The organism is Cupriavidus sp. SK-3 (assembly GCF_000611145.1).
Lineage (GTDB): Bacteria > Pseudomonadota > Gammaproteobacteria > Burkholderiales > Burkholderiaceae > Cupriavidus.
This window is the reverse complement of record NZ_JFJV02000296.1, coordinates 96,356-110,662: the sequence shown is the minus strand read 5'-3', so window position 1 is coordinate 110,662 and position 14,307 is coordinate 96,356. Positions and strand designations below refer to the sequence as shown.

The following is a 14,307-nucleotide window of genomic DNA, read 5'->3' as shown; positions in this document are numbered from 1 at the left end:
ACAACAGAAATGCACAACGGAAATGCCGGGCCAGGCGCACGAGGGGCCCCATGATTGACCAGGAGATGTGAATGGACCGCCATGCGCCCTTCACCGTGACGACGCCCGATGCGCGTCGCCAGGAGACGTTCCAGCACAAACTGGAGCAGTTCAATCCGGGCATCGTCTGGCTCGATGCGCAGGGGCATGTCACCGCGTTCAACGATGTGGCGATGCAAATCCTGGGTCCCGCCAGCGAGCAGTCGCTCGGCGTCAGCCAGGACAATCTGATCGGGATCGATGTGTTGCAGTTGCATCCGGAGAAGAGCCGGGAGAAGCTGCGCTTCCTGCTTCAGGCGGAGGACGCCGGCGGATGCCCGGTGAAGTCGCCCCCGCCGCTCGCCATGATGATCAACATCCCCGACCGGATCCTGCTGATCAAGGTGTCCAGGATGACGGCCTCGGGCGGTGTCTGCGGCACCTGCATGATTTTCTACGACGTGACGGATCTCACGACGGAACCGGAGGAACAGCGCGCGGGCGGCAACGTGCCGTCGCCGCGGCGGCTATTCAAGATTCCCGTGTACCGCAAGAACCGCGTGATCCTGGTGGACCTGAAGGACATCGTGCGGTTCCAGGGCGATGGCCACTACACGACGATCGTGACGAAAGACGAGCGCTACCTGTCCAATCTCTCGCTGACGGATCTTGAGCATCGCCTGGATGACAGCGTCTACCTGCGCGTCCACCGCAGCCATATCGTCAGCCTTCCGCACGCGATCGAAGTGATCCGGTCGGAAGAACATATCCAGCTGGTGATGGACGATGCGGAACACACGCTGGTGCCGGTGAGCCGGTCGAAGGCAACGCAACTGAAGGAGTGGCTCGGCGTGACCTGGTGAGCCAGGCCGGCATGACAGCGAGGCGGCGGCATTGACCGCCGCCTCTCGCAGGCTTACAGCGCCGCGAACTGCTGGCGCAGCACGTTCTTCTGCACCTTGCCCATGGTGTTGCGCGGCAGTTCATCGACCAGGTGCACGCGCTTGGGCACCTTGAAGTTGGCGATGCGGCCCTTGAGCGAGCCGATCAGGATGGACTCGTCGAGTTCGGCGCCGGGCTTGCCGACCACCACCGCTACCACCGCTTCGCCGAAGTCGGCATGCGGCACGCCGATCACGGCGCTTTCCGCCACGCCCGGCATCTCGTCGATAAAGCTCTCGATCTCCTTCGGATAGACGTTGTAGCCGCCGGAGATGATCAGGTCCTTGCTGCGGCCGACGATGGTCAGGTAGTCGTCCGGCACCTTGCGCTCGCCGGCCTGGCTGACGATGGCGCCGCCAAAGCGGCCCACGTCGCCGGTCTTGAACCAGCCGTCCTCGGTGAACTCTTCCTGCGTCTTTTCCGGCATGCGCCAGTAGCCATGGAACACGTTGGGTCCGCGCACCTCCACGTTGCCGATCTCGCCGGCCGCGCAAGCCTTGCCGTCGCCATCCACCACGCGCACGGAAACGCCCGGCAGCGCCTTGCCGACGGTGCCGCCGATGCGCTCGCCGGCATCCGCCTCGTACGGGTTGGAGACCAGCATCACGGTCTCGCTCATGCCGTAGCGCTCCAGGATGGTGTGCCCGGTACGCTCGCGGAAGGCGTCGAAGGTTTCCATCAGCAGCGGCGCCGAGCCGGACACGAACAGCCGCATGCGGCGGCAGGTATCGTCGTCGAAGCGCGGCTCCTGCAGCATGCGCACGTAGTAGGTGGGCACGCCCATCATCACGGTGGAGCGCGGCAGGAATTTCAGCACCTGGGCCATGTCGAGCCTGGGCGCCCAGATCATCTTGGCGCCGGCCAGCAGCGCGCCGTGCGAAGCCACGAACAGTCCGTGCACGTGGAAGATCGGCAGCATGTGCAGGAGCACGTCGTCGCTGCGCCAGCCCCAGTAGTCGTGCAGCGTCTTCGCATTGGAAGCGAGGTTGCCGTGGCTCAGCATGGCGCCCTTGCTGCGCCCGGTGGTGCCCGACGTGTACAGGATGGCGGCAAGATCGCCGGCGCCGCGCGCCACGGTGGCGAAGCTGTCCGGCTGCGCGGCGGCGCGGGACAGCAGCGAGCCCGAGCGGTCATCGTCCAGCGTGAACACATGCTGCGTGCCGTGGCGGAACGCCACTTTGGAAACCCAGCCGAAGTTAGCGCTGCTGCACACCACCACCGCCGGCTCCGCGTTGCCGACGAAATAATCGATCTCGGCTTCCTGGTAGGCGGTATTGAGCGGCAGGTAGACGTAGCCGGCGCGCAGCGTGGCCAGGTACAGGAACAGCGCCTCGGGCGACTTCTCCACCTGCACCGCCACGCGCGCGCCCTCGGGCAGCTTGAGCGCGGTCAGCAGGTTGGCCATCCGGGCGGTGGCGCGGTCGAGGTCGTCCCAGCTGTAGTAGAGGCCGTCGTGAGTCTCGATGCAGCAGGCACTGCGATCCGCCGGAAAGCGGGATTCAAATAGGGCGAACAGGTTGGCGTTCATGTGGCGGAAGATAAAAAACGGAATCGGCAATAGCATGGGCATCCCGATCAATAGCCGGCAATGATAGGCCCGTTGCTACTGCCCGGTAAAGCGCGGCGGCCGGCGCGCCAGGAATGCGGCCACGCCCTCGGCATGGTCGCTGCTGCCGCCATAACGGAAGTGCGCCTCCAGCTCCGCCGCCGTCAGCGGCTCGGGGGCCGGCGCGAGACGCCGGATGCTCTCCTTGTTGATACGTGCAGCCAACGGCGCGCCCGCGACGATACGTTTCACCGTGGCGGCCACTTCCTCGCCGAGCGCCGTGGCCGGCACCACGCGCGTCAGCAGCCCCTTGTCGCGCGCCTCGGCGGCGTCGAACACACGCCCCTCCAGCAGGATCTCCAGCGTCACCGCGCGGCCTGCCAGGGCCAGCAGCCCCGTCAGTTCGCCTGGGGCCATGGGAAAGCCGAGACGGTTGATCGGCACGCCGAAGCGGCTGTCGCCGGCGGCGATGCGCAGGTCGCAATGGCAGGCGATCTCCAGCCCGCCGCCCACGCATACCCCCTCGATCATCGCCACCGTGGGATGGAGGCAGCCGGCGATGGCGGCCAGTGCCGGCGCGATCACCTCCACGTGATAGCGGCGCAGCGCGGCGGCGTCGCCCCGCTCCCCGGGAAACTCGGCGATGTCGGCGCCGGCGGCAAAGTTGCCATCGGCGCCGCGCATCACCACGCAGCGCAGCGAGGGATCGGCCGACAGTTGCGCAAAGCCTTCCGCCAGCGCGCGCCACATGGCCACCGAGATCGCATTGAGCTTGCCCGCGTGCGACAGCGTGACGGTGGCCACGTCACCGTCACGCGAGAACTCCACCGTGCCGCTCATGCCTGCGCTCCACTCACACCAGGATGCATTGGTCGATTCCTCATCAGTCGATCTTGGCGCCGGACAGCTGCACCACCTGCGCCCAGCGCTTGATCTCGGCGCGCTGGAACTGCGCAAACTGCTCTTGCGTATAGGCCGGCGTATCAGAGCCGTTGGCAAGCCAGATCTGCTTCATCTCCGGCGTGTTCAGTGCCTTTTCCACTTCGGTGTAGAGCTTGTCCACGATGTCCTTGGGCGTGCCCTTGGGCACCCACATCGCGTACCAGGTGGAAACTTCATAGTTGGGCACACCCGCCTCGGCGGCGGTCGGCACATTCGGGAAAGCAGCCGAACGCTTGGTGGAAGCCACCGCCAGCGGCTTGATGCGGCCGGCGCGGATATGCTGGGCCGAGGAGCCGAGTCCGTCGAAATCCATGTCGACCTGGCCCGCGATCAGGTCGGACAGCGCAGGACCCGCGCCCTTGTAGGGAATATGCGTGATGAAGGTCTTGGTCTGCAGCTTGAACAGCTCGCCCGCGAGGTGGTGGGAAGAGCCGTTGCCGGCCGAGGCGTAGTTCAGTTTGCCGGGGTTCTTCTTGGCATAGTCGATCAGTTCGCCCAGCGTGTTGGCGCTCACCTTGGCCGGGTTCACCACGATTACCTGCGGCGGCTGCGCGATCACCGTGACCGGGATGAAATCCTTTTCGATGTCGTAGTCGAGCTTCTTGTAGAACGACGGCGCAATGGCGTGATGGGCACCGCCGATAAACACGGTATAGCCATCCGGCGCGGCCTTGGATGCAATGCTGGCGCCCACCGTCCCGCCGGCGCCACCGCGATTGTCGATCACGAACTGCTTGCCGAGCTGCTTGGAGAGCTGGGCGGTAAGGGGACGGGCGAAGGCATCGGTGCCGCCGCCGGCGGGGAACGGCACGATCACGGTGATCGGCCTGGACGGCCAGGTGTCGGCCTGCGCCACCGGCGCAACCGCGCCGAGACCCGCGCCAAGCGCGCAAGCCAGCCCTGCCAGATGAAACTGACGACGATTCATGAACCTGTCTCCTCTCTCTTATGCTGCGGAAAGTCAAATGAAGGACTGCTGAATGGCCCGTGAAAATGGCCCTGTTTACGACCTGACGAGGGTCACAACAGCTTGCTCACCGCGCGACTGATCCGCGGGTTGCCGTTGCCGAGGCGAACCAGATTGTCATCCAGCGCCTCGGTCGCGTAAAGGTAGTTCACCATCATGCCGCACGACTGCGCGCGCCCCTTGCGCGACAGGTCGGCGGCCCAGTTCAGGCGCTCCACGCAGGCGCCATTGCCCAGGTGGAAGCGTGCCACAGGGTCGGCCGGCAGCGCCTGCTGGCGCTCGCGCACCAGGTAGTGCGCGGCCAGCGCCAGCGCTGTGTCGCGCACCAGTGCATCCTCGGAATCCGCCGGCAGCGCCGCCAGCCAGCCAGCACCGTCGGCGGGCGGGGTGCCGTGGCGCTCGCTCCAGCGCGCCAGGCGCTTGTCGCCCAGCACCTTGGCCACCGACTCGCCGTCGCGCTTGCGCAGCCAGTCGGCAAAGCCGGGAATGGGGGACAGCGTGGCGAACTGCTTGAGCTTGGGAAACTCGCGCTGCAATTCCTCGATCACGCGCTTGAGCAGGAAATTGCCAAAGCTGACGCCGCGCAAGCCCGCCTGCGTATTGGAGATGGAATAGAAGATGGCCCACTTCACGCGGCGCAGGTCCTCCAGCGGCGCGGCCTCGTCCAGCAGCGCGTGGACGTTCGCCGCCATCTCGGGCACGAAGGCCACCTCGACAAAGATCAGCGGCTCGCGCGGCATGCGCGGATGGAAGAAGGCATAGCAGCGCCGGTCCGAATCGAGCCGGTTGCGCAAATCCGCCCAGGAGGCGATCTCGTGCACGGCTTCGTAGCGGATCAGCTTCTCCAGCAGCGAGGCCGGCGAGTCCCAGGTGATCGGCTGCAATTCGAGCAGGCCGACGTCGAACCAGTTGGAGAACAGCGCTTCGAGATCGTCGTCGAGCGGGCGCAGGCCCGGCACGCGCTTATGCCAGCGCAGCATGTCGGCGCGCAAGCCGATCAGGAAATGCAGGCCGCACACGCTGGCGCCCTGCTGCCCGTGCAAGGCGGCCAGGCGCTTGAAGAAACGGATGCGCGCGTTCGACATGGCTTGCGGCAGGCCGGCGACCGCTTTGGCGGCCTTGCCGTCCTCGCCCGCCTCCGTGCTGCCGTTGGCCGCGACTTCCGCCAGCACGGCGAGCATGGCCTGGCGCGCATCGTCGCCCGCCGCCTCGTACTCGGCGCGCCAGGTCTGCGCGGCGGTGTTGGCGGCGCCGTCGGTCAGGCGCGCGTCAAAGCACAGGCGCAGTTGCTCGCGCTGCCTGCGCAGCACGCGGGCCGGCAAGGTCACGGGCCCGGCGTCCGCCTTGGCATCGATGCCGGCATCGGGCCTGGCGTTGCCATCGCGCTCGCCCTTGCGGCCCCACCACCGGCCGAAGCGCGACAGCAGGGTTTCGCCCGAGGACTCGGGCCCGCTGAGGGGAGCACTGACGGGAGCACTGGCTTTCTGTTCGCTGTTGCTGAGGGTATCCATGGGGTACCTGCTATCGATGGATGGATGAACCGGCGCCCGCTGCGGTATCTGCGGGCGCCTGCAACTCTGCCGCGTCGAGCGCCCTGAGCGCGGCGCGCTGGCGCAGCAAGTGTGTCTTCATCAGGGTTTCGGCGCCCTCAGGATCGTGCGCCTTGAGCGCGGAGAACACCGACAGATGCTCGGCGCAGGATTCGCGGATGCGGCCCGGCAGCTTCAGGCTCTTGTGGCGCGACAACCGCAGCACCTTGCGCAAATCGCTGATCAGCCCCGACAGCCAGCGATTGCCGGCGAGTTGCTGGATCGCTTCGTGGATCTGGTAATTGGTTTCGTAGTAGGCGTCGATATTGCCGTCCTGGGCGTATCGCGCCAGGTCGGCATGCAGGCACTCCAGGGCATCCAGGTCGGCAGCGGTGGCATTACGCGCGGCCTCATAGGCGCAGCGCCCTTCCAGCAGCGCCATCAGCGGGAAAATCTCGTCGAGGTCCTGCTCGGACAGCGCATTGACGAAGCAGCCACGGCGTGGCTCCAGTCGCACCAGGCCTTCGGCGGCGAGGACCTTGAGCGCCTCGCGCATTGGCGTGCGCGAGATACCCATCGATTCGGCCACGCTGGCTTCGTCGATCCAGGCACCGGGCATCAGCGCGTGCTCGTCGATCATGGTGCGCAGGCGCTCCGCCACCTCAAGGTACAGGGCCTGCTGGATGATGCGCATGGTGCCTCCGGATGGAAGAATGCAATGGCATCGGGATGGCCTCGGATGTGTCTTGCCAGGCCCAATAATTCATAATTATGAATAACGGTGGCGCAATGACAAGACAATTCGATGCTGCGCAGCCGCATGCGCAGCGTGCGCCGCTAGTGCGCCGCTAATGTGACAAGGCGCGCTTTGGTTGCTGACGCAGGCTGCGGAAGCACTTCGCCAGCGCCCCTGGCCACCTTCCGGGCCACGCTCCGGGCCACGCTCCGCGCCGGTCGCGCGGCGCCTCCGGCGCAGGCCGTTCAGGCGCCGCACCAGCCGGCGCTCGCCCTGCCGCTCGCTGACGCGGCGCAGCACGCGCGCGGATCGCCCGCCGCACCAACCTAGCCGGCCTGACGCAGGATCCTGCGCGCGCGCTCCAGCACCGGCCGGTCCACCATCTTGCCGTCGACCGCGACCGCGGCGCCCTGCGCACCGGCGGCGGCGGCCACGATGCGCTGCGCCCACGCCCGCGCTTCTTCCGACGGCGCCAGTCCGGCATGCACCTGCGCCACCTGCTGCGGATGGATCAGCAGCTTGGCGCCAAACCCGAAGCGCCGCGCGCGCGTGGTCTGCCGGGCCAGCTCCACGGCATCGCCGATGGCCGTGCAAACCCCGTCCACCGGCGCCGGCAATCCCGCCGCGCGGGAATGCATCACCAGCCTGGCGCGGAAATAATCCAGCGGCTCGTCCTCGTCCGCCACGTCCAGGTCGAACATCAGGTCAATGCTGCCCAACAGCAGCCGCACCACGCCGGCCGCGCGGCTCACCGCACGCAGGTCGGCAAAGCCCGCCGCGGTTTCCATCAGCGGATAGCAATTGGCGTGCGGCAAGGCGAGCGCCAGCGCGTGCAGCGCAGCCGCATCGGCCTTGGGTAGTACCAGGTCGCGTGCCCGCTGCACGCGGCACCAGGCCAGGTCGCCCGCGTGATATTCGCTGTCGGTGGCATTCACGCGCACCAGCAGGGACACGCCAGCCGCAGCCGCCCGGGCCTGCCACTGTGGCCAGGATCCGGCCAGGCCCTCGCGCGCCGACACCTTGGCGTCGGGCGCCACCGCGTCCTCGAAATCGACAATGACCGCATCCGCCCCCGAACCGATCGCGCGCCCGATGCGCTCGGGGTGCGTGGCGGGCACGAACAGGTAGCTGCGGGCGGGCGCCCCGATGGCAGCGGCGTCGCTCATACCGCGCCCGCGCCGTGCAGCGCCGCCACCTGGGCGGGTGTCAGGCCAAGTTCGGCCAGCACCGCGTCGGTATGCTCGCCCACCGCCGGCACCGGGTCCATGCGGGCCTCTTGCACGCCGGGCGGCAGCAGCGCGGGCACGGGACCGGCGGGCGTGTCGACCTCGCGCCAGCGCCCGCGCGCGGCCAGCTGCGGATGCGCCCAGACATCGGCCATGGTGTTCACGCGCGCATTGGCAATGCCCGCCGCTTCGAGCCGCGCCGTGACCTGCTCGGCGCTGAGCGCGGCAAACGCCGCCACGATGCGCGCGCGCAGCGCGTCGCGGTTGGCGCTGCGCAGGGTGTTGTCGGCGTAGTCGGGATGCGTGGCGAGCGCCGGGTCTTCCAGCACGCGCTGGCAGAAGGTGTTCCACTCGCGTTCGTTCTGCAGGCCCAGCATCACGGTCTTGCCGTCGCCGGTGGGGAACGGGCCATAGGGATAGATGGTGGCATGGGCAGCGCCGGCGCGCGGGGGCGGCTCGGCACCGTCGAAGGCGTAGTAGAGCGGGAAACCCATCCACTCCACCGTGGATTCCAGCATCGAGATATCGATGCGTTTGCCGCGCCCGGTCTGGCCGCGCTCGATCAGCGCCGCCAGGATATTGCTGTAGGCATACATGCCGGCGGCGATGTCGGCCACCGAGGCACCGGCCTTTACGCCCTCTCCGGGCGTGCCCGTGACCGAGACAAAGCCCGATTCGCTCTGCACCAGCAGGTCATAGGCCTTCTTGTCGCGGTAGGGACCGTCGGCGCCATAGCCGGAGATATCGCAAACGATCAGGCGCGGAAAGCGCGCGCTCAGCGCCTCGTAGTCGAGCCCCAGACGCGCCGCCGCGCCCGGCGCCAGGTTCTGCACCAGCACATCGGCGCGCGCCAGCAGCGCCTCCAGCACCGGTGCCGCCTGCGCATGCTTGACGTCCATCGTCACGCTTTCCTTCGAGCGGTTGGTCCACACGAAGTGCGAGGACAAGCCGCGCACCCGGCCATCGTAGGCGCGCGCGAAGTCGCCCACGCCGGGGCGCTCGATCTTGATCACGCGCGCGCCGAGGTCGGCCAGCTGGCGGGTGCAGAACGGCGCGGCAATCGCCTGCTCCAGGGATACGACGGTGATGCCTTGCAGCGGTTGGGACATGGCTGGACTCGTTGGTGCTTGGGTACGTGGGTGGATGCCGGCGGCGCGAAGGCGCAAACCCGGCCGGCCAGCCCACAATCTAGCGCCTGGCGGCATCCGCTGGGAAATAGGGAATGCCTAGTCGCCCATAAGTAGAATAAATACCTCACACGGGAAACGCCAAACCAATGACACCCAATGGATATCCGCTCCATGCGCTACTTCGTGGCCATCGTCGACCACGGCAGCCTGACCCGCGCCGCCGAAGCGGTGTGCGTGGCGCAGCCAGCGCTGAGCCAGCAACTCGCCGCGCTGGAGGCCGAATACGGCGTGCCGCTGGTGCACCGCGGCCCCAAGGGCGTGAAGCCGACCGAGGCCGGCAAGACCCTGTACCGGCATGCGCGCACCATCCTCAAACAGGTGGAAAGTGCCGGCGCCGACGTGCGCGCGGCGGGCGCCGAGGTCTCCGGCGCGGTGGCCATCGGCTTGCCCACCACGGCCGCCGCGGCCTTTGGCATGCCGCTGATCCGGGCGGTGCGGGCGCGCTACCCGCAGGTACGCCTGCAACTGTTTGAGAGCATGAGCGGCTACATCTCGGAACTGCTCAACAACAACCGGCTCGATTTCGCCATCCTGTTCCGCGACACGGCTTCGCGCGCGGTGGAACCCGAAATGCTGGCCAGCGAGTCGCTGTACCTGATCGGCAACCCGCCCGCTGCGCCCGATGTGCCAGACGCCGCCGGCCGCCGCCGTGCCCGCCGCGACACCATCGCGCTCAGGCAACTGGCGGGCGTGCCGCTGGTCCTGCCGAGCGGCTCGCAGGGCCTGCGCGAAGTGCTGGAGCGCAGCTTCGCGCAGGCTGGCGCGGCACTCAATGTGGTGGCCGACCTGGACTCCCTGCCCTTCCTGCTCGGCGCCGCGCGCGAAGGGCTGGCCTGCACCATCCTGCCGGCCTCGGCGGTAGACCCGAGCGATACCGCCATGCCCACGCGCCTGATCCTGCCCGAGTTGCGCCGCACGCTGTCGCTGTGCTGGCCCCGCGCGCTGCCGCGCACGCGCGCGGCGGAAGCGGTGGCCGAGATCCTGCGCGAGATCGTCGACGCGCGCATCGCCCAGGGCGGCTCGCTCAAGCCGGCGCCGGGCGTCGCCCAGCCCGGCGCAGCGGAATAAATAATTCTTATGGCGGTAGTCGGCGATTGAATTTCCCCGCCGCAAACCCCTCGTGTAGAGTCGCTGCCAGCGACAGGCAAGGCGTAGCCATCCGCAGGAAAAGACTGCTATGCCGCCATCCCAACATCGAGGAGACACCATGCAACGCACCCGCCATGTCCTGGCCGGCATCGCCGCGGCGATTACGCTGTTCGCCGGCGCCACTGCGCAGGCCGAGACTTATCCCGCCAAGCCCATCCAGATGATCGTGCCGCAGGCGCCGGGCGGCACCAACGACATCGTCGCTCGCCTGGTCGCGGCCGACCTGTCGCAGCGCCTCGGCCAGCAGGTGGTGGTGGAAAACCGTCCCGGCGCCGGCGGCAATATCGGCACGCAGACGGCCGCGCGCTCGGCGCCCGACGGCTATACCCTGCTGATGACCATCAGCAGCACCCAGGCCATCAACCCCTCGCTGTACCGCCAGGTGCCGTTCGATCCGGTGCGCGATTTCGAGCCGATCTCGCCGGTGGCGAGCGTGCCCAATGTGCTGGTGGCCAATCCCGCCTTCCCCGCCAGGACGCTGCCCGAACTGATCAGCATGGCCAAGGCCAAGCCGGATTTCTACCGCTATGCCTCCGCCGGCAACGGCACGCTCAACCACCTGCTGGGCGAAATGCTCAACAGCATGGCCGGCATCAAGCTGGAGCACGTGCCCTACAAGGGCGTGGCGCCGGCGCTCAACGATGTGCTTGGCAACCAGGTGCCGCTGGCCTTCGCCAGCCTGCCCTCGGTGCTGGCGCATATCAAGGCCGGCAAGGTGCGCGCGCTCGGCGTCAGCTCCGCCAGGCGCTCGCCGTTCGCGCCCGACATCCCGGCCATCGGCGAGACCGTGCCCGGCTACAGCGGCGACCTGTGGGTCGGCCTGTTCGCGGTCAAGGGCACGCCGAAGGAAGTCACGCAGAAACTCGCGCAGACCATGCAGGCCGCGCTCGCCGACAAGACGCTGCGCGACAAACTGGCGGCGCAAGGCGCCGAAGTCCTCACCGGCACGCCGCAGCAGTTCGGCGCCATGCTCAAGGCCGATCTCGACAAATGGGCGGTGATCGTGAAAAAGTCCGGGGCGCAGGTGGATTGACAACGCTGCCGCCTGGCTGATCAGCCGGGCTGGCGATTCAACTATCGCGCTGAGAACATCACCCACAGGTCCGTCGGCATCATCGTAAAGCCGAAGGCCTCCCCGACCGGACCCGACTCGGGCGCTTGGCGGATGTCAAAGTTCTGGCAGACCATCGAAATCGCCGCCTTGGCCTCCAGCAGCGCGAGACTGCGTCCGGGGCACAAGCGCGGTCCCGAGCCGAACGGCACGTAGCCGCTGCGATGCTGGGCCGCCGGAGTGGCGCCCGGCAGCCAGCGCTCCGGCCGGAACTCGCGGGCAGCGGGAAAGTTGCGCTCCTGCAGTGCATTGGGCCGGTTCACCAACACCAGCAGCGTCCCGCGCGGCACCCGGATGCCGCCCACTTCCACGTCTTCATTCGGTTCCAGGAAGAAGAGCGGCGCGACCGGCTTGAGCCTCAGCGACTCGAGCGCGACCGCCTCCACGTACACCAGCCTGGCGGCATCCCGCATGTCCTGCAGGACGTCCGCCTGCCCCAGCACTATCCCGACCTCCTCCTGCATCCTGCGCTGCACCTCCGGGTGGCAGCACATGAAGTACATCATCCAGGCAACGGTATTGGCGGTCGTATCCTCGCCCGCTACGAGTATCGTGAAGATATTGGCGAACAGTTCCTCGTCGTCCAGCGGCGCCTGCCCCGTCTGCTGGGCCACCAGCATCGCCTCCAGGAAATTGGCCGGGTGCGCGGCAAGCTCCGGCGCCCGCGCCAGCCGCTCGCGGGCCGCGGCGATGAACTCGCCGATGATCTGGTGGATTGCCGCGAGGGCGCGGTCGAACGAGCGATCCGCCGGCAGCCTGACATAGTGCCAGTACGGGAATGGCGCATTGACGCGCCGGTTCACCATCGGCAGGATCTGTTCGAGATGCTGCTGGATGACCTCGCCCTCGCGCTCCAGCGTGTTGATGTCGTAGCCGAAGGCCAGGGCGGTCGTCACATCTACCGTGTAGCGCATCAGGTCGTGCTGCACATCCACCCGCCGCCGCTGCGCGGCCGCCTTATGCCAGCGCCGCTCCAGCCTGCGCGTGACGCTGGCCAGCATCGGCAAGAAGGCACGCAGCCGGTATGCATCCAGTGCCTGCGCCACCGGCCGGCGCTGCCTGCGCCATGCCTCGCCCTCGGCGGAGAACACGCCAAGCGCGCCCATCTCCAGCGCCACCGCCTCCAGCGCGCCGATACGGCGATAGGTCGCGGGCCGGTCGCGGAGGATCTTGTCGATCAATGCCCCATCGGCGATCACCAGTGCTGGCCGGTTCGCCATGCGCACGCAGAACAGGGAGCCGAACTCCTCGCACCATTGCTCGAAGACGAGGTGCATTCGCTGCTGCCGCCATTGCAACTGCAGCGCGCTGCCCAGCCAGGGCAGGCCTTTCGGACCGGGAAGCTCCGAGAGCGAGCGCAGGCCAGGGCCCGGCGTTGTGGATGGCGGCGCCGGATCCGGCAGGGCCTGCAGGCGCTGCCACGCAAGGATCTCGTCGCGGTCCGCCATGACCGCGCCGTCCTCGATGACGGCGGCAAACCGCTTCAGGCAGACTTCGGGCCGTTCGACAACCGTGCCGGAGCCGCAGTCGAAGCGCCAGCCGTGGCCGCGGCAAGTGAGCACGCCATGCTCGATGGCGCCTTCGGCCAGCAGCGTGCCCCGGTGCGGGCAATGCCCCTGGTAGACCAGCGCGCCGCCGCCATGCCCGATCACGACGAGATCCACGCCGTCGACCCTGGCAGGCAGCGCAACATCGTCGCGCAGCTCCGAAGCAGCCGCGAGGCGCACCCGCCTCAAGGAAGCCTCGGGTCCCGCCGCCTCACGCGCCATTTCCATCGCTTTCTCCCTGGCCGGACTTCAAGCCAGACGGCATGCGCCGCTAAAGCCGCCGCTGTCCGGCTTGCGACGGCAGTGGCGCACATCGGCGTGGCAGCCTCTGTGGCAAACGGCCCGCCTGAAAGCAAGCATATACACCCCCAGCAGTCCTGCCCAAGCGCCGTTGACGCGCCCGCCGGGGTCACCGTGCCGATACCACGCGGCCATCACATAACGTCGTCGATGCTCAGGCGCGGCCAAACCAATGGGGTGCACCCAATGGGGCGCACCCATAAGAAAAGCGGGCCTCGGCCCGCTTTCTTCAATCCGCCGGCAGAAGCCGCAGAGGTCAGCGCACTGAAGCCTGCGCCGCATGCCCGCGGCGGTTGGCCCAGACCAGCATCGCCACGCCGGCCAGGATCATCGGCAGGCTGAGCCACTGGCCCATGGAGAAGTTAAGCGCCAGCAGGCCAAGGAAGTTGTCCGGCTCGCGCGCGAACTCCGCGAGGAAACGGAAGCCCCCATAGCCGATCAGGAACACGCCCGAGACGGCGCCCATGGGCCGCGGCTTCCTGGCGAACAGCCACAGGATGATGAACAGCGCCACGCCCTCGCCGGCAAACTGGTAGAGCTGGGAAGGATGGCGCGGGATGTTGTCGCCGGCCTGCGGGAAAATCATGCCCCAGGGCAAGTCGGTGGCGCGGCCCCACAGCTCACCGTTGATGAAGTTGCCGATGCGCCCGGCCGCCAGCCCGCAGGGAATCATCGGCGCGATGAAGTCCGTGACCTCCATCCAGTGCCGCCCGCGCAGCTTGCCGAACAGCCACATCGCCACGACCACGCCCAGGAAGCCGCCATGGAAGGCCATGCCGCCCTCCCACACCTTGAAGATCTCCAGCGGATGGCTCAGGTAGTAATCGGCCTTGTAGAACAGCACATAGCCCAGCCGGCCGCCCAGGATCACGCCCAGCACGCCGAAGAACAGCATGTCGTCCAGGTCCTTGACGGTCCAGCCCTGGGCCGCGATATGCGGCTGGCGGATGCGCAGGCGGCCAAACCACAGGAACATGATGAAACCGGCCAGGTACATCAGCCCGTACCAGCGGATGGCAAGCGGACCGAGATGAATGGCGACCGGATCGAATTGGGGATGAATCAGCATGTGTGCCGTGGAATTGGGTTGAAGGAAGACCGCCG

The 14,307-nt window shown here is 67.7% G+C and carries 12 protein-coding genes; 3 read left to right on the top strand and 9 right to left on the bottom strand.

Annotated features, from left to right (window positions below):
• Positions 1 to 71 precede the first annotated feature (71 nt).
• On the top strand, positions 72 to 881 hold the full coding sequence (locus CF70_RS33470) for a PAS domain-containing transcriptional regulator (protein ID WP_051649390.1): 810 nt from the start codon (positions 72 to 74) through the stop codon (positions 879 to 881).
• A 53-nt stretch (positions 882 to 934) separates the two neighbouring features.
• Here the strand turns inward: CF70_RS33470 and CF70_RS33465 are convergent, their stop codons facing one another.
• The 7 genes from CF70_RS33465 to CF70_RS33435 all read right to left on the bottom strand — a co-directional run bounded on the left by CF70_RS33465 (position 935) and on the right by CF70_RS33435 (position 9,015).
• Positions 935 to 2,488, bottom strand: a complete 1,554-nt coding sequence (locus tag CF70_RS33465) for a malonate--CoA ligase (protein WP_035876121.1) — start codon at positions 2,486 to 2,488, stop codon at positions 935 to 937.
• Positions 2,489 to 2,563: 75 nt separating this feature from the next.
• Positions 2,564 to 3,346 carry an enoyl-CoA hydratase/isomerase family protein gene (locus CF70_RS33460; RefSeq protein WP_035876016.1) on the bottom strand — a complete coding sequence of 261 codons (783 nt, stop codon included), beginning with the start codon at positions 3,344 to 3,346 and terminating at the stop codon, positions 2,564 to 2,566.
• Between the two features lie 43 nt (positions 3,347 to 3,389).
• Positions 3,390 to 4,376 (bottom strand): Bug family tripartite tricarboxylate transporter substrate binding protein, encoded by a 987-nt coding sequence (locus CF70_RS33455; protein WP_035876013.1) that lies wholly within the window; start codon positions 4,374 to 4,376, stop codon positions 3,390 to 3,392.
• 92 nt (positions 4,377 to 4,468) lie between these two features.
• On the bottom strand, positions 4,469 to 5,926 hold the full coding sequence (locus tag CF70_RS33450) for a malonyl-CoA decarboxylase domain-containing protein (protein ID WP_035876012.1): 1,458 nt from the start codon (positions 5,924 to 5,926) through the stop codon (positions 4,469 to 4,471).
• 10 nt (positions 5,927 to 5,936) lie between these two features.
• Positions 5,937 to 6,638 (bottom strand): GntR family transcriptional regulator, encoded by a 702-nt coding sequence (locus CF70_RS33445; RefSeq protein WP_035876009.1) that lies wholly within the window; start codon positions 6,636 to 6,638, stop codon positions 5,937 to 5,939.
• Positions 6,639 to 7,006: 368 nt separating this feature from the next.
• On the bottom strand, positions 7,007 to 7,846 hold the full coding sequence (locus CF70_RS33440; protein ID WP_081862485.1) for an HpcH/HpaI aldolase/citrate lyase family protein: 840 nt from the start codon (positions 7,844 to 7,846) through the stop codon (positions 7,007 to 7,009).
• The gene (locus tag CF70_RS33435) at positions 7,843 to 9,015 is read right to left on the bottom strand and encodes a CaiB/BaiF CoA transferase family protein (RefSeq protein WP_035876006.1); all 1,173 of its coding nucleotides are present in this window, start codon (positions 9,013 to 9,015) and stop codon (positions 7,843 to 7,845) included. Before CF70_RS33435 ends, CF70_RS33440 begins: the two co-directional genes overlap by 4 nt.
• A 177-nt stretch (positions 9,016 to 9,192) precedes the next feature.
• Here CF70_RS33435 and CF70_RS33430 point away from each other — a divergent pair, with 177 nt between their 5' ends.
• Both CF70_RS33430 and CF70_RS33425 read left to right on the top strand, forming a co-directional pair.
• Complete coding sequence (locus tag CF70_RS33430) at positions 9,193 to 10,164, top strand: LysR substrate-binding domain-containing protein (protein WP_035876003.1); 972 nt, start codon at positions 9,193 to 9,195, stop codon at positions 10,162 to 10,164.
• A gap of 139 nt (positions 10,165 to 10,303) precedes the next feature.
• Complete coding sequence (locus CF70_RS33425) at positions 10,304 to 11,278, top strand: Bug family tripartite tricarboxylate transporter substrate binding protein (RefSeq protein WP_035875999.1); 975 nt, start codon at positions 10,304 to 10,306, stop codon at positions 11,276 to 11,278.
• Between the two features lie 41 nt (positions 11,279 to 11,319).
• Here the strand turns inward: CF70_RS33425 and CF70_RS33420 are convergent, their stop codons facing one another.
• Together CF70_RS33420 and lgt are read right to left on the bottom strand one after the other, a co-directional pair.
• Positions 11,320 to 13,131 carry a cytochrome P450 gene (locus CF70_RS33420; protein ID WP_035875995.1) on the bottom strand — a complete coding sequence of 604 codons (1,812 nt, stop codon included), beginning with the start codon at positions 13,129 to 13,131 and terminating at the stop codon, positions 11,320 to 11,322.
• A 328-nt stretch (positions 13,132 to 13,459) separates the two neighbouring features.
• Entirely contained in the window at positions 13,460 to 14,272 is an 813-nt protein-coding gene (gene lgt, locus CF70_RS33415) for a prolipoprotein diacylglyceryl transferase (RefSeq protein WP_035875993.1), read from the bottom strand.
• Positions 14,273 to 14,307 lie beyond the last annotated feature (35 nt).

Bases quoted from the DNA above. Each gene is read 5' to 3' on its own strand.
- CF70_RS33460 (WP_035876016.1), bottom strand. From the start codon at position 3,346: ATGAGCGGCACGGTGGAGTTCTCGCGTGACGGTGACGTGGCCACCGTC.
- CF70_RS33470 (WP_051649390.1), top strand. From the start codon at position 72: ATGGACCGCCATGCGCCCTTCACCGTGACGACGCCCGATGCGCGTCGC.
- CF70_RS33420 (WP_035875995.1), bottom strand. From the start codon at position 13,131: ATGGAAATGGCGCGTGAGGCGGCGGGACCCGAGGCTTCCTTGAGGCGG.
- CF70_RS33440 (WP_081862485.1), bottom strand. From the start codon at position 7,846: ATGAGCGACGCCGCTGCCATCGGGGCGCCCGCCCGCAGCTACCTGTTC.
- CF70_RS33450 (WP_035876012.1), bottom strand. From the start codon at position 5,926: ATGGATACCCTCAGCAACAGCGAACAGAAAGCCAGTGCTCCCGTCAGT.
- CF70_RS33445 (WP_035876009.1), bottom strand. From the start codon at position 6,638: ATGCGCATCATCCAGCAGGCCCTGTACCTTGAGGTGGCGGAGCGCCTG.
- CF70_RS33425 (WP_035875999.1), top strand. From the start codon at position 10,304: ATGCAACGCACCCGCCATGTCCTGGCCGGCATCGCCGCGGCGATTACG.
- CF70_RS33430 (WP_035876003.1), top strand. From the start codon at position 9,193: ATGGATATCCGCTCCATGCGCTACTTCGTGGCCATCGTCGACCACGGC.
- CF70_RS33435 (WP_035876006.1), bottom strand. From the start codon at position 9,015: ATGTCCCAACCGCTGCAAGGCATCACCGTCGTATCCCTGGAGCAGGCG.
- CF70_RS33465 (WP_035876121.1), bottom strand. From the start codon at position 2,488: ATGAACGCCAACCTGTTCGCCCTATTTGAATCCCGCTTTCCGGCGGAT.
- CF70_RS33455 (WP_035876013.1), bottom strand. From the start codon at position 4,376: ATGAATCGTCGTCAGTTTCATCTGGCAGGGCTGGCTTGCGCGCTTGGC.
- lgt (WP_035875993.1), bottom strand. From the start codon at position 14,272: ATGCTGATTCATCCCCAATTCGATCCGGTCGCCATTCATCTCGGTCCG.